The sequence below is a fragment of the Sorangium sp. So ce185 genome (genome assembly GCF_051526825.1).
Classification (GTDB): Bacteria; Myxococcota_A; Polyangia; order Polyangiales; family Polyangiaceae; genus Sorangium; species Sorangium cellulosum_D.
Genome location: NZ_CP150316.1, coordinates 930,971 through 952,571 on the forward strand (window position 1 = coordinate 930,971; position 21,601 = coordinate 952,571).

The window sequence follows — 21,601 nt, forward strand, 5'->3', positions numbered from 1 at the left end:
CTCCGTCTGCCCGCGCGTCGACGCAAGGCCGCGGGGTGTCGTGGAGGTGCGGGCCGTCGCTCAGTCTGCGCTCACGACCACCTTCGAGCCGTTGTACGTGACCGTTTGATCTGCAGCGGCGGTGACGTCGACGCCGGCGCCATGACCTTCGCCTACCCACACGATCTTGAACGTCCTGGTGGACGGCATCCCGTCATAGCTCCCCTCCCTCGCGCCGATGGTCAAGTCCTGGGTGGCCTCGTCCCACGTGAGCGGGATTTGCGAGTGCTGACCGTCCTCGTAGTCATAGCTGTCGCCCTCGTCCTCGTACAGGGTGAAGGACCCGTTTTTACCTTTATAAATCCGGATCTCCAGCGGGTCGATGCTCTGCGTTGCATACTGGATGTTGGGGCCCATGGGGACGATCGAGCCCGCTTTGACGAAGAGCGGCAGCTCGCTCAGCGGCGCGGGGGCCGTGATCGTGCTCCCGCCGTTCGTCGTCGCGCCTGTCCAGAAATTGTACCAGGTCCCCGCGGGGAGATAGACAGAGCGGCTGGTAGCGCCCGCGGCGGTCACTGGATTGACCAGGAAGGATGGCCCGAACAGGAACTGATCCTTGATGTCGAACACCTTCTCGTCGTTGGGATAGTCGAAGACCAGGTGACGCATGATGGTGTAGCCTTCGCTGGTCACCTTCCATGCCAATGAGTAGATGTAAGGCATCAGCCGATAGCGCAGGTTGTCGATCTTGAGGAGGTTGGCCTTGGTGGCGGCGCTCCAGCTGTTGCCGTACAGCTCCCTCGACCCGCCTCCGTGGATCCGGAAGATCGGCGAGAACGCGCCATACTGGAACCAGCGGGTGAAGAGCTCGTTGTTCGCGCTGGTGCTCCAGTTCACGTTGTGGCCCCAGTACCCGCCGATGTCCGTGGTCCAGTAGGGCATCCCCGCCAGCGAGAAGTTGAGCCCCGCGGGGATCTGCTTGACATAGGTCGGAAAGTCGCTGTTGATGTCTCCGGACCAGCACGTCGTGGAGTATCGCTGCTGGCCGGCGAAGGCGCTGCGGGTGAGGTTGTAGACTCGCTTCCCTTTCGGGCCGATGCTGCGCCAATGCTCGTACAGCCCCGCGGAGTGTTGCAGGGGATAAGCGTTCACGTACAGCGCCCCCTTGCCGATCGCGGTATTTGCCGCCCGCACGTTGACGGCGTCCGGATAGCCCTGCGGCTCGGTGTTGTCGGCCCAGATGCCGTCCCAGCCGTGCGGCCCCAGCAGGCGATCATGGATCTGCTGGTACACCAGAGCCCGGGCGGCGGGGTTGAAGGTGTCATAGAAATGGTGTGAGCCGCCGCTGGCGTACAGCGCGCCAATTTTATCGAGCGCGCGATAGTTGTCCAGCTCCCCCGCCTTCCTCTCCGTGTTCACGCGCTGATACAATGGCCAGATCGATATCACCGTATGGACATTGTCTTCGTGCATCTGGGTGATGAGAGACGCTGGATTGGGATAGCGGCTCTCATCCATGAGATGGGAGCCCCACGCGTACGGGGTCCAGTAGTCCCAATCTTGAACGATGCAGTCGAGCGGAATGTTGTTGTCGCGGTAGCCGTCCTTGACCCTCAGCAGCTCGGCCTGGCTGCCGTATTTGTCCTTCGAGTGGAAGAGCCCGTAGGCCCATTTGGGGAACATCGGGGCTGCGCCGGTCGCGGTGCGGTAGCCGGCGACGACCTGGTCGATGCTTGGACCATAGAAGAAATAGTAGTCCACCATCTCGCCCGCTTCGGACGAGTAGCTGTACTTCGTGTTGTTGGACTCGGTCCCGTCGAACTCCGAGACGGAGTAGTTGTCCCAGAAGATCCCGTAACCCTTGTTGGACACCAGTACCGGAATGTTGATCTCTGTATTGACGTTGACGATGCGTCGTTTCGTGCCCTTGCGGTTCATCACGTTGTCCTGGTGCTGGCCGAGGCCGAACAGGGCTTCGTCAGAGGGCGATTTGAACACGGTCTCGACGCGGTTCGTGCTGACCCCCTCGACGGTCGCGGGGGTCACGGTCTTGCTGTCTTCCGACAAGATGACGTTGCCGTCCAAGTCGGCGTAGGTGACCAAGCCGCTGGCCGTGTCGACGCTGGCCTTCAGGCGCGTGGTGGTGATGGTCACGATCCCTGAATTTTCCTCGACGCAAAAGCTCCGTGTGTCCCACTTGTTGTTGACGGACAGAGAGGTCTTGTCGGGGAGCGAAGCGGCGTTGGTGTACTGGACGCGGATGATGCTCTCGTTGCAAACCTCCAGCTTCAGCAGACCGGTTCCCACGGTGAAGGTGACGCCGGTCGCGTCGATCGCATAAGCCCCGGTCTCTGCTGGCGCAGGTGGGCAAACGAGCTGGTCGTCGCCTCCCTGGCCACCGGTCCCGCCGCCGGCGCCGCCCGCAGCGCCGGCGCCGCCCGCAGCGCCGGCGCCGCCCGCGCCGCCTCCCACGCCGGTCGTGCTGGCGGCGTCGGTCGCCGTGCCGCCGGTACCCGGATCGGGGGCGGGGTCGGTCCCGTCCGAGCATGCGCCGCCGAGCGGCGTGAGTCCGATCAGCGCCACGTAAAGATATCGATGGATTAAGTTTCGCATGGCTCCTCGCGAACAACAGATTGGACAGCGGATATCAGCGATTTCGGCGGTTTGCGGCGGCCCTGACCTCGCCAGGAATGCTCCTTCGCGGGGCAGCTGTGGACGAGCTCCCGCAGGCGGCGGCGTGAGGGCGGCGCCTTGGATGCATGGATGACCTGTTGAGATAGCGTCGCTCCTGCAGGGTGGACCGGCAGGAGGAACCTCGGAGCGCACGAGAATGCTCTGCCGGCCAGGGGGCAGCGCCGTCAGTCGGGGACTGACGTTTCCATGCGCTTGGAATTCCTTCTCCCTTCACGACAAGGGAACCCGAAGCACCATATTGTTAACGTTAACATTTGGAGGCGTCAATCCGAATCGGCCGGCCGGCGACTATCCTCAAACCGACGGACAAGGCTGGCGTGTCCCGTCTGGAGCGCCGCGTTAACGGGAGCGCCGCATCAAGAAGAGCCGGCGCCGGACCGCCGGCGTCGCGGTCCCGCCCGGCTCAATGCTGAGGTCGCGTACGCCGAGATATGGTCCCATCGGCGCGGCTGCCTCGCGCGCGCTCCGTTGCCCGGATCGCTGTACCGGTTAAGTTGGTGGATGTCAACGGAGAGGTCGGCTACGAGCTCGCCAGGGCTCCTCCGAGTTCGTGGGTCGAGGATCGGCTCGATCGCATGCTGTCGGGCCTCCACCCTCCAGCGCGCGATGGGAGACACGGGCTGGCAGCCGAGCCAGACACCGAGCTGCTCGGTCCGCTCCTCCTCCGGCGCACGCGCGGCGCGCCGTGCGGCGACGTCCTCTGGCCGGCGGGCGGCCTCTGAGCTAGACGAGGCCCGTCGTCGATGATGGCTTGCTCTTTCGTGGAGACGCGCGCGCGGCATCGCGGTGGCCCGGGTCGGTCGCTCCGCGCCGTGGCGCTCGCGGCGTCCGCCCTCGCGGCCGCCTGCGGCCCGGGCGAGGAGCCGCCGGGGCGCTCGGCCGCCGCGCTGCAGGCCGCCCCCGAGCAGCCGCCGGCCGCCTCCGGCCCCTCCGAGCTGCTCGCCGCGCTCGACGCGGGCGCCGGCGGCGAGGCCGAGCCCGCGGCGACCCGGGAGGCGTTGCGCCCCGGGCGCGGCGACAAGCTCGCGAGCATCGCGATGCGCACGTTCGTGTACGCGTCCCCCGAGCGCGGCGCCGCCAAGCTGGGGTACCTGCGGGCCGGCGCGGTCGTCGAGCGCGCGGCGGCGCCGTCGGGCGACGCGGGGTGCCCCGGCGGGTGGTACGCCGTGCACCCCCGCGGCTTCGTGTGCGTCGGCAAGGGCGCCTCGCTCGACCTGAACCACGAGATCGTCGCCGCAACGCCGGCCGGCCCGCGCCGCGGGCAGCCGTATCCCTACCGCTACGTCGTGTCGCGGAAGCCGCCGCCGCACCTCTATGTCCACCTGCCGAGCGAGGCGGAGCAGCGGCGCGTCGAGGGGCGCTCGCGCAGCCAGGGCACCCCGGCGTGGTCGCTCCGCGACGAGGCGCTCCTCGGCGAGCCGGAGCCGCTCACGCCCTTCTTCGCGAGCCGCCGCGACCTGCCGAAGCCGTTCGGCGCCGCCGAGAAGGTCCGCTTCCCCGCGCACCGCGGGCGCGCGCGGGCCGACTCGGCCTTCGGCCTGATCTCGACCTTCGCGTGGACCGGGCGGCGCTTCGGCCTGACGACCGAGCTCGATCTCATCCCGATCGACCGCACCTCCGCCGTCGTCCCCACGGCGATGCGCGGCGTCGAGGTGAAGACCGAGGGGACCCCGGCGTTCGTCATGCACCACGGGGTGCGCACGCTGAAGCCGGACGCCTCGGGCGAGCTCAAGCCGGACGCCTGGGCGCCGTACCGCTCCGGCTGGGTGCTCACGGGCAAGACGGCCGCCGGCGGCGCCTATGCCGAGACGGACGCGGGCGCGTGGATCCCCGCGTCCGCGCTGCGCGTCGCGCGGCTGGGCCGCGACTTCTGGGGGCAGGCGGCGCGCGGCCGGAAGTGGATCGACATCTCGATCGAGCTCCAGATGCTCGTCGCCTACGAGGGCGTGCGCCCCGTCTTCGCGACCCTGGTGTCGACGGGCAAGGGCGAGCTCGCCGACCCGGCGACCACGAGCGCGACCGTGCAGGGCACGTTCTTCGTCCGCGAGAAGCACGTCACGGCGACGATGGACGGCGACGATCTCAGCGAGACGTCGGTCGATCTGCGCGACGTGCCCTATGTCCAGTACTTCCACAACAGCTATGCGCTGCACGGCGTCTACTGGCACGACGCGTTCGGCAAGGTGCGGAGCAGCGGTTGCGTGAACCTCGCGCCCGCCGACGCCGCGTGGCTGTTCGCGTGGACCGATCCCCCCGTCCCCGAGGGCTGGCACGCCGCGTTCAACGACAAGGGCGGGACGCTCGTGTACATCCACGCCTAGCCTCGACGTGGGCAGTCCCCCGGGGGCACCACGCGGAGAGCGCCGATGTCGACGCTGGCCAGCCCGACGACGGACGGGACACCCGAACACGCCGCCGGGCAGGCTGAGCCATGCCTCCCGCACGGCAACCAAGGGAGATTCGATCGAACACCGTGTAATGCCGCCGGGGCGCGCGCGTCCGCCAGGCACAACCCCGAACGAAGGTACCCATGGTCATGACGCGTCGCCTTGTCGTCTCCGGTTTGTTCGCTGCCTCGCTCCTCGCCCCCTCGCTGCGCCCGCCGAGCGCCGCGGCGGAGGAGGCGCCCGCCCCATCGCCGCAGGCCGTCCGCGAGATCGAGATCGTGGTGGACGGCGGTTACAAGCCGAGCCGCATCGTCGTCACCGAGGGCGAGCGGGTCCGCCTGAAGCTGGTCCGGCGGGACTACTCGCCTTGCTCGCGCGAGGTCGTGTTCGCTTCCCTCGGGATCCGGCGCGAGCTGCCGACGAACGTGCCGGTGGTGATCGATCTTCCCGCGCTGAGCCCGGGAGAGATCGAGTTCAAATGCGGCATGAACATGCTACGGGGCGTCATCGTCGTCGAGCGCCGCAAGTGATCGCGCTCGCCGATGCTGGAGCGGCTTCCATGAAACCACGTCACCTCGCCGGGCCGAACGCCCTGCTGATCCTCGTCGTTGCGCTCGCCGGCTGCGCGCCGCGCAGCGTTCCCGCGAGCTTCCCCGCATCGTCTGCCGCCTCACCGCAGGCGGCGGAGGCGCCCGCGCCGCGGATCGGCGTTGCCCTCTCGGAGGACCCTCCGCTGCCCGGAGAGCCCACCGCTGGCTGGGTGGGGCTCGAGCCGGCGTCGGCGCCAGGCGCCGATCCTCACCAGCATCACCATCACCACCATCACCACGGCGCCGCGCCGGCCCCGGCGCCGCCGGGCGGTCACCAGCACCACGACCACGGCGCCGCGCCGGCCTCGACGCCGCCGAGCGGTCCTGCGCCGGCTCCGACGCCGCCGGGGGGTCACCAGCACCACGACCACGGCGCCGCGCCGGCGCCGACGCCGCCGGCCGGCCCGCCCAGGCCCAAGGAGCCCGCCCATGCGCACTGAACCCCGTCGTCCGCGCCCGCTCACCGCGCGCCTCGCGCCGCGCGCGGCGGTCCTCGCCCTCCTCGCTGCGGCCGCGGCCGGCTGCGGCGCCCCCTCGGCCACCGCCGACGTCGCGCGGATCCGCGCGCTCTCCGGCGCGGAGCTCCCGCCGAGCGCGACGTCCGACGCCGTCGACCCGGAGCCCGCCGGCGACGCGCGCTCCGCCGGTCAGGCGCCCCGACGGCCGCTCACCGCGGACGCCGCGGTGCGGCTCGCCCTGCTCAACAACCGCGAGCTGCGCGCCGCGCTCAAAGAGGTCGGCGTCGCCCGGGGCCAGCTCGAGCAGGCCGGCGCGCTGCCGAACCCGGAGATCGAGGTCGAGGTCATGCCGCGGCAGGAGGGGCTCGAGCACACGCACGTCGAGCTCGCGGTCGAGATCGATCTGACCTCGGCGCTCCTGTCGCCGCTCCGCGCGCGGGCGGCGCGCTCGGAGCACGAGGCGGCGCGCTTCCGCGCCGCCGGCGCCGTCATCGAGCTCGGCTACCAGGTCCGCGCCGCGTTCTACGCCGCGCAGGCGGCGGAGCAGCGCCTCGGCATCGCGAACCGCGCGCTCGACGCGTTCGCCGCCGCCCGCGACGCCGCCCGCGCGCTCTTCGCGGCGGGCAACGTCCCGGAGCTCGACGTGGCGACGCAGGAGGCCGGTTACGAGGAGGCGCGCGTCACGGCGGCGCAGATCGAGCTCGAGCTCCTCACGCAGCGCGAGCGGCTCCACCGGCTGCTCGGCCTCTCCGGGGCGGCGACCGCGTGGACGATCGCCGGCCCGCTCCCGCCGGCGCCCGAGGCGGTCGCGACGCCCGCGCGCGCCGAGACGCAGGCCGTGCGGGCGAGCCTCGAGCTCGCGGAGCTGCGCAGCCGGCTCGACGCCGCGGCCGGCCGGGCCGGCGCCCTGCGCGCCGAGGGCTGGGTACCGGACATGTCGATCAGCGTGCGCGGCGAGCGGGAGCTCCCCGAGCGCGGCGAGGCCGACGAGCACCCGTGGGTCCTCGGCGCCGGGCTCCGCGTCGCGCTCCCGATCTTCAACCGGCGGGGCGGCGCCGAGGCCGCGCAGACGGCGGAGTTCGACAGCCTGCTCGAGCGCTACCACGGGCGCGCCGTCGACGTCCGCTCGGCGGTCCGCGACGCCCGGAACCGGCTCGCGTCCGCGCACGCGCGGGCGCGGCACTACGAGCGCGTCGTCCTCCCCGCGCGCAAGCGGGTCCTGGAGCAGACGCTGCTCCAGTACAACGCGATGCAGGTCGGCGTCTTCCAGCTGCTCGCGGCGCGCCGCGAGCAGCTCGACGCCGAGCTCGCGGCGGTCGAGGCGCTGCGCGAGCACTGGACGGCGAAGGCGGCGTTCGACGCGCTCCTCTCGGGGCGCCGCGTCGAGGCGGCGGGGGCGGAGGCGCCCGCCGCGATGCCGAGGGCCACGGGCACGGGCGAAGGAGGGCACTGACATGGATCGACGTTCGTTCATTCACGCGGGCGGCTTGGCCGCCGGCGCCGCCTTGCTCACGCGCGGGCTCGCGCACGCGCAGGAGCGCCCGGCCGCGCCGCCCGGCGCCGCGGCGCCGGCGCCCCGCCGGATCGCGGCGCCCGGGGGGCAGCCCGCCGTGGTGACGCCGAACGGCAGCACGCTCCCGCTGCGGGCCGTGGACGGCGTGAAGGTCGGCCACCTCGTCGTGGGCCCCCTCGAGCACGAGTTCGCGCCTGGCCTGAAGAGCGAGGTGTGGGGCTACAACGGCGGCACGCCCGGCCCGACCATCGAGGCGGTCGAGGGCGATCGCCTGCGCATCTACGTCACGAACAGGCTGCCCGAGCCCACCACGGTCCACTGGCACGGGCTCGTGGTGCCGAACGGCATGGATGGAGTCGCCGGGCTCAACCAGCGGCCGATCCCGCCCGGGGAGACGTACGTTTACGAGTTCGTCGCGCGGCACCCGGGGACGTACATGTATCACTCGCATTTCGACGAGATGACCCAGATCGCGCTGGGCGCGGTGGGGATGTTCGTCGTGCACCCGCGGAGGCCCCGCGGCCCGCGCGTGGACAGGGACTTCGTGCTGATGACGCAGGAGTGGAAGATCAACGCCGGGGCGCGCCGGCCCGATCCGAACGCGATGAACGACTTCAACGTCCTCACGTTCAACGGCAAGGCGTTCCCCGCGACGGCGCCGCTCCTCGTCGGCCGCGGCGAGCGCGTGCGCATCCGCCTCGGGAACCTCGGCCCCATGGATCACCACCCGATCCACCTGCACGGCCTGTGGTTCCAGGTCACGGCGACCGACGGCGGGTATGTCCCCGAGTCCGCCCAGTACCCGGAGACCACGGTCCTCGTCCCGGTCGGCAGCACGCGGGTCATCGAGTTCGTCCCCGAGGAGCCGGGCGACTGGGCGGTGCACTGCCACATGACCCATCACACGATGATGCAGATGGGCCACGGCCTCCCGAACATGGTCGGCGCCGACACCCGCGCGCTCGATCGCCGGATGAGCCGCGTGATGCCCGACTACATGACGATGGGGACCACGGGGATGGGCGGCATGGGCGAGATGCCCATGCCGGTGCCCGCGAACAGCCTGCCGATGCGCGGCGGGGCCGGGCCGTTCTCGTACGTCGACATGGGCGGGATGTTCACCATCCTGAAGGTCCGCGACGCGCCGGACGCGGCAGATCCTTCCGGCTGGTACGCGCACCCCGCCGGCACCGTGGCGGGGCCGGCCAGCGCGGAGAGAATGCGGGCCGACGGGATCGACCCGGCCGGAGGAGGAAAGTCGGGCGGGTGAGCTCCTCGACGTAGGCTCCGGCGGCGGCGCGGCCCGCCGCCGCACCGGACACACAGGGCGCGGCCCGGCGCCCACAGGGCCTACGAAATCCTCAATGATTCCGATGGATCAGCAGCGGTCCGCGGCTTGCCATATCGACGGCGAGACGGGGACGCCCCGGAACACGGAGGAGTGCTTCGATGGCTACGAGGATGGCTCGACGGATGACGTTTCTGGCGCTTTGCGCGGTTTCGCTCGCTGGCTGCGGTGAGCGTCACGACGCGCGGCCTCCGGCGGCGGCCGCCGCCGCGAGCGCCGCGGCGACGCAGTGCCCCGAGCCGGCGGTCGCCGTGGCGGCGCCGCCCGCGAGCCCGCCGGCTGCGGCGATGACGGCGCCGGCGCCTGAGGCGAGCGCCGCGGCGGACAAGGGCGGCAAGGCGGGCAGGGAGAAGGGGAGGGGCGCGGCGGAGCTGAAGGTGAAGCGGCTCGTGCTCGCGGAGGGGGTGAAGGACCGCGAGCCGGTGGCGCCGGGGACGACGTTCCGCGCGCCGGAGACGGAGCGGCTCTATGCCTTCCTGGAGATCGAGAATCGCGGCGACGCGGAGGGCGAGGTGACCGTGGCGTTCGTTCCACCGGACGGCGGGGCGCCGGTCGGCAACGTGACGCTCGGGGTCGGGCCGTCGCCGCGGTGGCGGACGTGGGCCTTCACGCGCGGGGTGCGCAAGGCGGGGGAGTGGACGGCCGTCGTGCGGTCGGAGACGGGCGAGGAGCTCGCGCGCGCGCCGTTCGAGGTGACGCTGTAGCCGGGGCGCGCCCTCCGCGCGCGGTCGCGCCGGCTACAGCGCGCGGAGGGCGCTCCGCCTCGGTCAGGGCGCGGCCGGCGGCCCATCGCCGGTCGGGCTCCGATCGAAGACGTCCAGGTACACCCGGTCGACGTCGAGCGCGCAGTCCAGAGACGAGAGCGCCGCGCGCTCGCCCGGCCCGTGGATCCGGAGCAGCCAGGCCCCGTCCGGCTGGCGCGTGAAGACCTCGATTCGCGGCGCCTTCTGCGATGCGAGCACGTACTCCTCGAGCGACGGCAGCGTCCGGTACTGCGCGAATTTCTCTCCGCGATCGTAGGCCTCGCTGGAGTCCGAGAACACCTCGACCACGAGGCGCGGGTTCAGGAGCGTGTCGCGCTGCTCGTCCTCGAACTCGGGGCGCGAGCACACGACCGCGCCGTCGGGGTACACGTAGCGGCGCGTCGCGGCGATCTTGATGCGCATGTCGGAGGTGAGCACTCGGCATCCTCGACCCTGGAGCGCGTTCCGCAGCTCGCCGATGACGTTCGCGGCGACCGCGCTGTGCTCCAGCGTGCCGCCTGCCATGGCGAAGATCTCGCCGTCCGCATACTCGTGGCGGAGCGGCGAGGAGCGCTCGAAGGCCAGGTATTCGTGGGGCGAAAGGCCGGTGCGCGCAGCGGCTTGTGCCATGGTCCTCAGCTTCACCCAGGACGCCGAGCGCGTCCACACGGAGCCCGCGCTCGGCGAGCTCCGACGCGTCAGGCGGGCACGAGCTCGACGAGCGTGATCTCCGGCGGGCAGTTGATGCGCACCGGCAGCCAGCCGCCGGCGCCCGCGTTGACGTGGAGGCGCCGGCCGCGGTGCTCGTAAAGCCCATTGTGATAGAGCCCGGCCGGCAGCATCGGCGTGAGGGCGTAATCGCCGATCCGGCCCAGCGAGATCTGCCCGCCGTGCGTGTGGCCGGACAGCATCAGGTCGAACGGCAGCTCGCGCGCCGCGCGGAACGTGCCCGGGTGGTGGCTGAGCAGGACGCGCGGCGCGCCGTCGTCCCGCATCTGCCCGAGCGCGCGGGCCAGCCCGTCGGCCGTCGGGCGCCGGGCGGGCTCTCCAGGGCGCGCGCGGCTCGGGTAGTCGATCGCGCCCATCCACAGGCGATCGCCGCCGAGGCGGACCTCGCGCGCCTCGTCGACGAGCACCTGGGCGCCCGCTTCTTCGAGGCCCTTCACGATCGCCGGGATGCTGGCCGAGCGCGCGGCGATGTACTCGTGGTTGCCCATGCAGAAGAAGAGCTGCCCCCGGGCGGGGCGCAGGCCCCGGAGCAGCCGCGCGGACAGCTCGAGCTGGGAGACGTGGTGATCGAGCAGGTCGCCCGTGACGACGTGGATGTCGGCGCGGACCGCGTTGATGGCGTCGCGGAGCTCGTCGAGCCGCTCCGCGTCCATGAAGCTGCCGACGTGCACGTCGCTGAGCTGCGCGATGGTGACGCCGTGGAGGCTCGTCAGCTCGCGCCGCACGGGCAGCGCGACCCTCACCACGACCGGCCGCTGTCGCGAGGCGAGCACGCCGCCCATCGAGACCGCGACGGCCGCCGCCGGCAGCGCCCAGGACGCGCCGACGACGAGCCGACGGCGGATCTCGTCGACGGGCTCCGGCGCGGTCTCGGCCTCTTCTGGAGCGCTGTTGGCCTGAGCGGCTGGTGCGTCGGCGGCCTGAGCGGCTGAATCAGCCCGAGCGGCAGAACCGGCCCGAGCGTCCGTGTCGACCCGAGCGCCCATGACCGCCCCGGCGTTCGGGGCCGTTCGATCGCGGCGAAGCGCCCGGACGGCCGCGGTCGCGGTCGCGGTGATGCCGAGGAGCAGCCCGTACATCAGCAGGGCCACCTGAGCGCCCATGGCGACCAGCGACACCGGCTCGGGCACGTGTCGCTGGATCGCGCGCAGCCCCGACCAGCTCGCCACGGTCATGAGCAGCGCCGGGTGCGCGACAAGCAGCAGCCCCGCGGCGCACAGCCCGTCGATCAGCGCTCCGCGCCGCGGGAACGCCGCGCGGAGCCGCCGCCAGACGAGCAGGCCGAGGAGCGCGTTGACGAGCGTGACGACGAGGCCGCCGAGCTGGAACACGCGCTCGAAAGTAGCATCGCGCCGCTCGCCCGTCCGGCCGCCGGCGCCGGACGAGCGAGCGGAGTCTCCACGAGGAGCGGCGGCGCCGGCGGCGCGCCGCGCGGCCAGCCCAGGTCGAGACTAGAGCCCAGCGCCGCGGCCAACCGTCTCCGCGCTCACCGGGATCTCCCTCGCTTCGAGCCCCTCGAGCGACTCCTTGCCGGAGAGCGCGCCGAGGCACCTGTGGGCGTCCCGGAGATAGCCGTTGAAGAACGCGGCGAGGTAGCCCATCGCGATCGCCTGCTGCTCGCGGCGCGGGAGCTCGGCAGGGCCGTCGAGCGGCTCGGCGAGGCCGAGCGACGTCGTGTAGCCGAAGTGGCTCGCGCCCGGCAGGGTCACGAGGTGCTTGGGCGCGCGCGCACGGCCGTAGAGCGCCGCCGGGACCGAGGCGGAGATCGGGTCCGCGGTGCCGCGGACGACGAGCACCGGGCGAGGCTCGAGCGCGTCGATGGGCGGGGCTCGATCCGGCTCGCCCGCCGGCGCGAGCAGCGCGAGGGCGCGGACGTGGAACGGGCCGGCGGGATCGAGCGCCAGCGCGAGGGCGGCCTGCGCGCCGAGCCCGTGGCCGAGGGCGCCCACGCGATCGAAGTCGGCCAGGAGCGGGCCCCGCGAGCCGGCCCTGAGGTAAGAGAGCGCGTCCCGGAGGACCGCGGCGCGGCGCAGCGGCGCGTCGTCCGGGGTGAGCCACGAGAGATCGGGCGCGATGACGGCGAAGCCCCAGCGCGCGAGGTGCGCCATGACGCCCGCGAGCTGGCGATAGTCCTGGCCGATGCCGGCGGGCGACCCACCCGTGACGGCGCTCGTGAGGAGGCGTCGATCGTGGGCGATCGCGATGACCGGGAACGGGCCTCCCGGCGAGAGCGGCGCCTCCTCGCCGTCCGCCGACGCCGGGTAATAGAGCAGCGCGGCGCCCTGCGCGGGGCAGCGGTAGAGGGTGCCCTGGAACGGCCAGGTATCGGGGTAGCGGGCGTCCTCCGACAGCGAGAGCGCGTCGATGCGCCGGAACCCCGCTCGGTGCGGTCCGGCGCGCAGCTGCAGCGCAGCGCTGGCGGGGCGCGGCGCGGTCGGGGGCGGCGCTGCAGGGGCGGGCGAGGGCGGCTGCTGCGCCGCGGACGCGGGCGGCTGCTGCGCCGCGGACGCGGGCGGCTGCGGCCCAGCCGGAGAGGCCGCGTCCGCCGCAGCGAGCCCGCTGCGGAGCACCGCGCGCCGCGACCAGAGCTCGCCGTCGCGCACCAGGTGGACGACCTGCCCCTCGGCGCGCACGGCGAGCTCGATCCGCGCGAGCGGACCGCTCTCGATGACGGACACCGCCTCACACCGGCCCAGCGCGGTGGCGAACACCGTCGGCCCGCGGAAGCGCGCGCCCCGGGCGCCGTCGACGCGACGCCACCACGCGAGCCCCACGCCCGCGAGCGGCGCGAACAGCTCGAGCGCGCCTTCTCCGCCGGACGCGCTCCGGAAGAGCGCCGGCGTCCCCCGGACCCCGGAGACCACCTCCTCCGGGCCTTGCCACGCGGCCCCGGCAGGGCGCCGGAACATCACCAGGCGATCGCCGGCGCGCGCGACCACCTCGAGAGCGCCCGGCGCGCCGGGCGCGTCCGCGCCGCGCTGGACCATCGCGACCGCCTCGAACCGCCCGAGCTCCGCGCCGAAGATCGCCGGGCCGTGCCATCCGAGCTCCGCGGTGTCGTTGTCGCGGTGGTAGTGCGCGATCCCGCCGCCCGCGTGCGGCACCACGAGCTCGAAGTTGCCCCGGCCGCCGAAGGCGCCCTGGATCAGCGCGGGGTCGCCCGCCACGCCCTCCGCGAAGAAGCGCGGCGCGCTCCACGACGGCTCGCGGGCGGGCGCGCACCAGAACGCGGCCAGCCGATCCCCGGCGCGCACCACCGCCTCGAGGTGGCCCGGATCGCCGAAGTTGCTCTGGATGAGCGCCACCGCGCCGACCGGGCCGAGGTCCGCGGCGAACGTCGCCGCGTGGCGCCACGGCCCGGCGGCGTCCTCGCGGCGGTGGTGCTCGACGCCGAACGGCGCCCCGGCGGCGGGCACGACGAGCTCGAGCGTGCCGCGCGAGGCGCATTGCAGGAAGTAGCCGCTGGTCGTGGTGGGCATGGCTCCGATGAGGTTTACCGGCGCGGCGCGGCCGCGCCTACCGAAGCATCTCCTCGACCCTCTCGCCCGTCGCCGCGGCGAGCCCCCGGGCGAGCGCGCGCGGGTCCAGCTCGACGGCGACGGCCACCGCGTCCTCCGCGTGCGTCGCGAGCGGCGGCTCGACCGGCGCGTCGAGCCCGAGCAGGTGGCCGAACGAGCCGTGCGCGAGCTCCTCCCACGCCGCGAGCAGCTCCTCCGAGGCGGCCGCGCCGCTCGTCGAGAAATCGCCCGCCACCGCGATCGCGAGCGCGATGCCCTCGCGCGCGCTCGGCCTCGCGGCCGCGCCCACGGCCGTCGCCGCCGCGAGCAGGCCGCGCGCGCCGCGGGCGAGCTCCCCGTCGAACGGGCCCGGCGCGAACGCGCGCGCGGGCGCCGGGCCGAAGCGGGCCGCGAGCGCCGCGAGCGGGCCCTCCGACAGCGCCGTCGGCGAGCGCTTGAGGCGGCCGAGCGCGTACAGCGACGCCACCCGCGCCGGCCCGCGCTGCGGGCTGCCGCCGTCCTGCACGCCGACCACGTCCTCGCCGAGGAGCACCAGCGCGTGCGGCGCCGTGCCGATGTCGCCCATCACGCGCACGACGTCCGGGCGATCGAGCGCCCGCCGCTCCTTGCCCGTGAGCCGCCGCCGGAAGAGGCGCTCGATGGTGCGGGGGTCGCCGCTGTGACGCGCCACGTAGAACCTGGCCTCGCCCGACGCCCCCGCGTACGACGCGATCGCGGCCTCGCGCACCTGCCGCAGGTCGACGCCGGTCGCGCGCGCGTGCCGGGCCAGGTTCTCCTCGGGCGCCACGAGCGCGATCGAGGGGATGAGCCACGGCACGGTCGCGATCTCGCGGGGCCGGACCAGGACGAGCCACCGGAGCCCCGCCTGCGGCAAGAGGCGCGTGAGGTCCGCCGTGTCGAGCGGCGGCAGCGGCGGGCCCGGCCGAGCGGGCGGCCGCGGCGCGCCGCCGCACGACGGCAGCGCGAGGCCGAGGACGCAGCCCAGGACGCCGCCGAGCGCGCCGCGGCGGCGGAGCCCCCGCCCGGGCGCGTCAGCCAACGACGAGGTAGGCGAAGCGGCGGTTCTTCGAGCCGACGCGGACCAGAAATCGCTTCCCACGCTCGAGCTTGAGCTGGTCGTCCTTGATCACCTCGCCGTCGAGGTGCACCGCGCCGCCCTTCACGAGGCGGAGCGCCTCGGAGGTCGACTTGGCGAGCCCGGCCAGCGCGAGCGCCTTGCCGATGGGGATCGCGTCGCGGTCGCTCGCGACGTGGAGCTCCTCGATGACCTCGGGCAGGCCGCCGGCCGCGACGCTGCGGCGCCGCTCGAGGGCGGCGCGCGCGTCGTCGGCCGAGTGGAAGCGGGTGACGACCTCCTGCGCGAAGAGCTCCTTCACCGCGATGACGCTCTCCTCGCCGCGCAGGACCGCCTCCCGCAGCCGGGCGACCTCCTCGGGCGGGCGGGACGACAGGAGCTCCATGTAGCGCCAGATGACGCCGTCATCGACGAGCATCAGCTTTTGCAGCATGTCGAACGGCGGCTCGGTGATGCCGACGTAGTTGTCCGCGCTCTTCGACATCTTCGGGCCCACGACCTTGCCGTCCTCGATCCGCGCGTTCGTGCCCTCGAGGAGCGGCATCGTCATCACCATCTGGGCGCGCTTGCCGTAGCGGGGCATGAGGTCGCGCGCCACGAGCAGGTTGAAGAGCTGATCGGTGCCGCCGAGCTCGATGTCGGCCTCGAGCTCGACCGAGTCGTAGGCCTGGAGGAGCGGGTACATGAACTCGTGCACGTAGATGGGCCGCGCCTCCTCGTAGCGCTTCTTGAAATCGTCACGCTCGAGCATGCGGGCCACGGTGTACTTCGCGCAGAGCTCGATCATCTGCGCCGGATCGAGCTTGTTCAGCCACTCGGAGTTGTAGCGGACCTCGGTCTTGTTCCGGTCGAGGACCTTGAACGCCTGCGCCTGGTAGGTCTCGGCCGCGGCGACGACCTCCTCGCGCGAGAGCCGCGGGCGCAGCTCGTTCTTGCCGGTCGGATCGCCGACCATCGCCGTGAAGTCGCCGACCACGAAGATGACGGTGTGCCCGAAGTCCTGGAACTCCCGCATCTTCTGCATGACCACGGTGTGGCCGAGGTGGAGGTCGGGGCGGGTCGGGTCGAAGCCGGCCTTGACGCGCAGCGGCTTGCCCTCGCGGAGCCGCTCCTCGAGCTCGGCGCGCACATGGAGGTCGACGGCACCCTTGCAGAGAATCTCGAGCTGACGTTCGGCGGGGACCATGGGGCCCCGCTTCTACCGCGCAGCGGAACTGCCCGCCAGGGGGGCGAGCGCGCCTCGAGGCGCGCGGGCGCGTCGCGCCGTCGACGACGTTATGGGCGTGCGCTGGCGCGTCGCCTCATTCGTCGTCGGTGTCCTCGTCCTCGTCGTCCTCGTCGTCGTCATCGCCCGAGATCGCGTACGCGCGGCTCGCGTTGACGAGCTCCTTGAGCTCCTTGCCGACCTTGAAGAACGGGAGCCGCTTGGCGGGCACGGGCACCGGCTGGCCCGTGCGGGGGTTCCTGCCGCTGTACGGCTTGTACGGCCTGACCGTGAAGCTGCCGAACCCGCGGATCTCGATGCCCTCGTTGCGCTGGAGCGCCTGCGTCATCGCGTCGAAGACGCAGTTCACCACGAGCTCGGCTCGAGCCTTGGTGAGCTCCCCCCGTCCCGCGATCGCGTCGATGAGCTCGCTTTTCGTCATTGGTCCACCTCCCCCACCCGAGCGGACCGCCGCCGGCGCCCGACTTGCCGCTTTCCACCGCAGAGCCCCGGGAGATGCGCCGGTCCAGGAGCCGCATGACAACAGAATCCTATGAAAAGCTCGCATGTTACGGGACTAGCGGTCAACCGAATTCCCGCCAGCGACCGCGACCGCGTCGAGCGCAAAGAGGCCTCCGGGCGCGGGGCCGCCCGGGCCTCCCGGAGCGCTCCCGGCGGCGGCCTCGACGCGGATCCGGGCGGCATTCGCGGCCGTCGGCGTGGCGGCGCGGGCCTCGTCGCGCGCGTCTCGCCGCAACTTTCCGTGCTGGCGCGCATTCGCGCGCGCGATGGAGAGCTCGATTCCGACGGCGTCCTCGGGGATGGGGCAGGGCGGGAGCTCGACGCAGGTGAGCGGCGCGCCGGGGGCGCCCGACGCGGCGGGCTCGACCCGCCAGACGTGGATGGGGGCGCCGTCGACGGCGAGGACCACCTCGCCCGCGCCGTCGCCCGAGACCGCCACGCGCGGGCTGATCCGGGAGCCGCGGAGCCACGGGGCGGGCAGGCCGACCCGGACGACGGCCTCGCCGCTCGCCGCCGCGTGCACCGCGAGGAGGCGCCCCCCGGACGCGCACGTGCCGCCGGCGTGCTCGGGCGCTGCCCAGGCGCCGCGCTGGGCGCGCGGCGGCCACAGCGACTCGCCCTCGATGAGCGCCTCGCGGGGCGGCGCGGCGTCGAAGGCGAGCGGCGCGATCGAGACCGAGGCCAGGCCGCCGCCGTCCGGGATCGCGAAGCCGTAGCGGTAGGCCGGGGGGCGGCCGCGGGCCTCCCACGCCATCCGGTCGATCGCGTCGCCGCGGTAGCGCAGCACCGCGACGTCGCCCGCAGCGGGGTCGAAGCCGAGGTTGAAGCCGTGGTCCGTGTCGACGAACACGAGGCCGCGCGCGACGCCCGCGCGCGCGACGACGGCGGGATCGAACATCGGCAGGCCGCCCTCGCGATCGCGGAGCGCGGCGTGGTCGAAGCCCGCGCGGAAGGCGAAGCCGGCGAGGGGGAGCGCCGCCGCGAAGAGCGCCGCCGGGACGAACGGCGCCGGAAAGAGCGGCGCCGGAAAGAGCGCGCGGAGCCGTCCCGCGAGGCCGCCGCGCGCGGCCGTCGATCCCGCGCGCTCCGCGATCGCGGCGCAGGCCAGGGCGGCGAGGGCGTGCTCCACCGGCAGCACGTCGGCGAAGAAGCGAGCGCCGCCGCCGGGGTAGTTGCCGTCGAAATAGAAGGGGGCGTAGGCGGCGATCTGGAGGAGCGGCGCGAGCGCGAGGGCGCGCGAGCGCGGCCGCCGGAAGGCGATCGCGGCGCCGGCGATCACGAGCAGCGCGAGCGGCTCGGCGTTGAGCGCGTCGACCAGGTGGAGCTTCAGGCGGCGCAGCGTCGTGCCGGCGGCGGCAAGAAAACCGTATCCTTCCGCGAGGTTATGCCGGACGAAGTCGCCGTGCTCGAAGAGGCAGCCGACGCCTTCGCCGAAGCCGTAGCGGAAGCAGCCGGGCGGGCCGTCGGAGGCGGCGTAGTAGGCGCTCTGCGACGACGCGAAGGCGCCGGTCGCGGCGCGCTGGTGCGCGGCGAGCAGCGCGAGGCCAGGGACGGCGCCGATCGCGAGCGCCGCGGCGAGCCGCCCGAGCCGCGGCGAGGGGCGCGGCGCGGCGTCGCCGTCGCGAGGGCCGGCCGCGGCGGTGCCCGGCGGGCGCTCCGGCCGCAGCGCCACGAGGAGCGCCGCGGCGAGGGCGAGCGCGCTCGGCGGGCGCGTGGCCGCGAGCCAGCCGGCCGCGACGCCCGCGAGCGCGGCGGCGCGGACGGCGGGATCGCGCCACCAGCGCGGCGCGCCCGCCGCGGCGGCGGGGGCCTCGTCGAGCGCGCGGCGCGCCGACGCGAGCGCGACGGTGAAGCAGAGGGCCGCGAGCCCGTGCGACATCGTGTCGGCCGTGTGGTAGCGGAGCGCGGCGCAGAGCGCCGAGAAGAGCGCGGCGAGGAGCGGCGCGAGGGGGATCCGCGCGCCGCTCCCGGCGGAGGCCGGGGCTCCTTCCGCGAACCGCGCGGCGAGGTCGTACGTGGCGACGGTGAGCGCCGCGGCGAGCAGGGGACCGATCGCGAGCGGCGCGCCCGCGAGGAAGCCGAGCGCGAGGAGGGCCGGGTAGCCCGGGGGGAAGATGACCGCGACCTCGGCCGCGCCGCGCCGAGCCGCGTCGCCTGCGGCGTCGCTGCGGACGAGGAAGCGGCCGAGCACGGAGGCCTCGGGCTCGCCGAGGGGCCACGCGAGGTGCCCGGCGGCCATGGCGCGGGCCTCGAGCCAGTAGCTCGTCGCGTCGATGATCCGGGGGCCGCCCCGCAGGTAGACCGCGACGTACGCGGCCGAGATCAGCGCCGCGGCGAGCCCGAGGGCCGCCGCCACGGCGACGCCGCGGGGCGCGCCGGAGCGCGGCGCGGGATCGAGGCCCGCGGCGCCGGGGCGCAGGGGCGCCGGGCCGGGCCGCGCGGCAGCGGGCGAGCGGCCGCGGCGGAGGAGCCAGGCGCCGGCGAGCAGCGCGGCGAGGGAGAGCGCGAGCGCGATCCACTGCGCGGGGTCGCGGGGCAGGCCGGCGCGCACGTCACGGCCCGGCGAGCGGCCGCGCCTCGAAGCGCGCGGCGCGCTCGAGGACCCAGACGTGGTGATCCACCCACTCGCCCTCGACCGGCGTGAGCGCGAGCGTGAACGTCTCGGGCAGCCCTTCGGGCAGGTCGATCGACGCCTCGGTCCAGCCGCTGCTCTCGCGGATGGCGAGGTGGCCGAGCTCGCGGTCGTCCGCGGTCACGCGGATCCTGGCGGGGCGGGTCGCGGCGGTGCGGACCACGAGCCGGCCCGGGCCCGAGCGCGGGGCCCGCAGGCGGGCCGTCTCGCTCTTGCCGCCCGGGATGACGCGCCCCGCGTCGAACCGATCGCGCCCGGACCCGCGCGGGTCCGGCAGCACGCTGAAGCTGACGAAGCCGGCCTGCGGCCGCGGGAAGGCGTAGCCGTGCGCCCGCTCGCTCACGAGGTCGGCGACGTCGAGCTCGTCGAGCACCTGCTCGCCGGCGCGCATCGACGCGGGCGGCTCGCCGTGCGCGAGCGGGCTCCAGTCGGCCTGGTAGATGACCTTCTCGGCGCCGCCGCAGATGACGTTCCCGACGACGGGGATCCCGACGATCCGCTTGCCGAAGATGGCCGGGAGCTCGCCCCACCAGGTCGGATAGATGGCCAGCGCGTCGGGCCGCTCGTCGGCGGGGATGCGCTCGATGAGCTCCAGCGAGGCGCCGAGGCCGTGGACGCCCGCGCGCGCGAACGGGAGGTCGTGGTAGCCGCCGAGCCCGATGAGGTCGAGCCCGGGCCGGTCCGAGGCGTAGAGGAGCGCGCCCGCGTCGCCGACGAGGACGCGGCGCACGTCGAGCTGCGCGAGGACCTTGCCGGCGACGAGGTGCTGATCGCGGATGTTGCGGCTCGCGCGGCCGAAGAACCAGATCTGGTCGCGCATCCTGGGCAGCTGGTGGACCCAGAAGAGCGCGGCGAGGGCGAGGGCGAGCGCGACGCGGGCGGCCCAGAGTCCGCGGCCCGCGAGGTCGAAGCGGCCCGCGAGGCCGACGCGGGCCGCGAGGCCGCCGGGAGCGCCGCCGTCCGGCGCGGCCCACGCGGCGCGCGCGACGAGCAGCGCGAGCCCCATCGCCGCGAGCACCAGCAGCCAGGCGACCGCGGGCATGGTGTAGCGTTCATTCTGCCAGCGCACCTGGCCGTTCAGGGCGACGAGCGCGAGCCAGCCGACGACCTGGACCCAGAGCATCGCCGCGATCCCGCGCGTCCTGCGCGAGGCGAGGGGGACGAGCGCGAGGGCGGGGACGAGCCAACCCCAGGGGAGGGCGTCCGAGAAGTGGTGGTTGGCGTTGCGGGCGATGACGTAGCGGACGAGGAACTCGTAGGTGTCCCACTTTTCCTGCGACGTCATGTACGGGTTGTTCAGCGCGAGCTTGGCGATGGCGCCGCTCGCGGACCACTCCCCGGTGAACACGCGGTTGGCGACCGCCTGGGCGACGCACGCGATCGCGCCGGGCACCGACGTCCGGAGCAGGGTCGCGATCGCGGCGCGCGGGCCGCGGGCCTGCCCCACGGCGGCGGCCGCGTACACGCTCAGGGCCGCGACGCAGACGACCGACTCCGGCCGGGTGGCGTAGAGGAGCGCCCCGGCGAGGCCGGCGAGCCAACCGAGGCGGGCGAGGCGCTCCGGCGGCGCGCCGGCCGCGCCGGCGACCGAGAGCGCGGCGAGGGTGGCGAGGGCCCAGACGCCGAGGTGGAAGGCGTTCTCCATCCCGCTGAACAGCGACCAGTCGAGCGCGCCGATGGAGAGCGCCACGGGGGGCAGCAGGTACTTCGCCCAGCGCCCGATCGGCTCGAAGAGCCGCGCGCCGACGAGCAGGAAGCCCAGCGTCGAGGCGCAGGCGACAATCGCCGCCCACTGCATCAGCAGGAGGCCGCGGAAGCCGATGAGGTAGCCGAGCGCGAGGACGAACGGGTAGCTCAGGCTGGTGTTCCCGCTCGAGAAGCCGTTGCCCTCGGACCACTCGAACGGGTATCCGCGCGCCGTGGCGCGGGCGTAGTCGAAGTGGATGAACACGTCATCGAGCGGCGCCGACCACATGCCGCCCGTCTGCTCGTGCATCGCGCGGTAGAACGCGGTGGCGGCGTAGAGGACGCACGCGCCCGCGTAGACGGCGAACAGGAACGGATCGAGGCGCGGCCATGCGGCGACCACGCAATCGAGCCGGCCGGGGGGCGCTGCCGGACCGGCGCCCGGCGAGGCCGCGGCGTCCGTGTCGCCAGGGGAGACGATGCTCGGCCGAGACGGAGGCGCAGCTCCTCCGGGCGGCGCGGA

General features: G+C 73.8%; 16 protein-coding genes. 7 read left to right on the forward strand and 9 right to left on the reverse strand.

Going from position 1 to position 21,601, the window contains the following annotated elements:
• Positions 1 to 60 precede the first annotated feature (60 nt).
• Complete coding sequence (locus WMF26_RS03610) at positions 61 to 2,592, reverse strand: glycoside hydrolase family 31 protein (protein ID WP_437999147.1); 2,532 nt, start codon at positions 2,590 to 2,592, stop codon at positions 61 to 63.
• A 578-nt stretch (positions 2,593 to 3,170) separates the two neighbouring features.
• On the opposite strand from WMF26_RS03610, the gene WMF26_RS03615 reads away from it, so the two are divergent.
• The 7 genes from WMF26_RS03615 to WMF26_RS03645 all read left to right on the forward strand — a co-directional run bounded on the left by WMF26_RS03615 (position 3,171) and on the right by WMF26_RS03645 (position 9,673).
• Complete coding sequence (locus tag WMF26_RS03615) at positions 3,171 to 3,395, forward strand: hypothetical protein (protein ID WP_437999148.1); 225 nt, start codon at positions 3,171 to 3,173, stop codon at positions 3,393 to 3,395.
• Between the two features lie 21 nt (positions 3,396 to 3,416).
• On the forward strand, positions 3,417 to 4,994 hold the full coding sequence (locus tag WMF26_RS03620; RefSeq protein ID WP_437999149.1) for a L,D-transpeptidase: 1,578 nt from the start codon (positions 3,417 to 3,419) through the stop codon (positions 4,992 to 4,994).
• A gap of 215 nt (positions 4,995 to 5,209) precedes the next feature.
• Entirely contained in the window at positions 5,210 to 5,590 is a 381-nt protein-coding gene (locus WMF26_RS03625) for a cupredoxin domain-containing protein (protein WP_437999150.1), read from the forward strand.
• Between the two features lie 29 nt (positions 5,591 to 5,619).
• Entirely contained in the window at positions 5,620 to 6,090 is a 471-nt protein-coding gene (locus WMF26_RS03630) for a hypothetical protein (RefSeq protein ID WP_437999151.1), read from the forward strand.
• Positions 6,080 to 7,561, forward strand: coding sequence for a TolC family protein (locus WMF26_RS03635; RefSeq protein ID WP_437999152.1), 1,482 nt, complete (start codon positions 6,080 to 6,082; stop codon positions 7,559 to 7,561). The genes WMF26_RS03630 and WMF26_RS03635 overlap by 11 nt, the downstream gene beginning before the upstream one ends.
• Position 7,562: 1 nt before the next feature.
• Complete coding sequence (locus WMF26_RS03640) at positions 7,563 to 8,891, forward strand: multicopper oxidase family protein (RefSeq protein ID WP_437999153.1); 1,329 nt, start codon at positions 7,563 to 7,565, stop codon at positions 8,889 to 8,891.
• A gap of 203 nt (positions 8,892 to 9,094) precedes the next feature.
• The gene (locus WMF26_RS03645; RefSeq protein WP_437999154.1) at positions 9,095 to 9,673 is read left to right on the forward strand and encodes a DUF2914 domain-containing protein; all 579 of its coding nucleotides are present in this window, start codon (positions 9,095 to 9,097) and stop codon (positions 9,671 to 9,673) included.
• A 63-nt stretch (positions 9,674 to 9,736) separates the two neighbouring features.
• Here WMF26_RS03645 and WMF26_RS03650 read toward each other — a convergent pair whose 3' ends face one another.
• From WMF26_RS03650 to WMF26_RS03685, 8 genes are all read right to left on the reverse strand, one after another.
• On the reverse strand, positions 9,737 to 10,342 hold the full coding sequence (locus WMF26_RS03650) for a Uma2 family endonuclease (protein ID WP_437999155.1): 606 nt from the start codon (positions 10,340 to 10,342) through the stop codon (positions 9,737 to 9,739).
• Positions 10,343 to 10,410: 68 nt separating this feature from the next.
• Entirely contained in the window at positions 10,411 to 11,772 is a 1,362-nt protein-coding gene (locus WMF26_RS03655; protein ID WP_437999156.1) for a metallophosphoesterase, read from the reverse strand.
• 120 nt (positions 11,773 to 11,892) lie between these two features.
• The gene (locus WMF26_RS03660; protein ID WP_437999157.1) at positions 11,893 to 13,920 is read right to left on the reverse strand and encodes an alpha/beta hydrolase; all 2,028 of its coding nucleotides are present in this window, start codon (positions 13,918 to 13,920) and stop codon (positions 11,893 to 11,895) included.
• A gap of 37 nt (positions 13,921 to 13,957) precedes the next feature.
• Positions 13,958 to 14,998, reverse strand: coding sequence for a hypothetical protein (locus WMF26_RS03665; RefSeq protein ID WP_437999158.1), 1,041 nt, complete (start codon positions 14,996 to 14,998; stop codon positions 13,958 to 13,960).
• On the reverse strand, positions 14,991 to 16,220 hold the full coding sequence (tyrS, locus tag WMF26_RS03670) for a tyrosine--tRNA ligase (protein WP_437999159.1): 1,230 nt from the start codon (positions 16,218 to 16,220) through the stop codon (positions 14,991 to 14,993). Before tyrS ends, WMF26_RS03665 begins: the two co-directional genes overlap by 8 nt.
• Positions 16,221 to 16,335: 115 nt before the next feature.
• Positions 16,336 to 16,680 (reverse strand): HU family DNA-binding protein, encoded by a 345-nt coding sequence (locus WMF26_RS03675; RefSeq protein WP_020732714.1) that lies wholly within the window; start codon positions 16,678 to 16,680, stop codon positions 16,336 to 16,338.
• 135 nt (positions 16,681 to 16,815) lie between these two features.
• On the reverse strand, positions 16,816 to 19,311 hold the full coding sequence (locus WMF26_RS03680) for a hypothetical protein (RefSeq protein WP_437999160.1): 2,496 nt from the start codon (positions 19,309 to 19,311) through the stop codon (positions 16,816 to 16,818).
• Position 19,312: 1 nt separating this feature from the next.
• A complete protein-coding gene (locus tag WMF26_RS03685) occupies positions 19,313 to 21,481 on the reverse strand; it encodes a hypothetical protein (RefSeq protein ID WP_437999161.1) in 2,169 nt (722 codons plus the stop codon).
• Between the last annotated feature and the right edge of the window lie 120 nt (positions 21,482 to 21,601).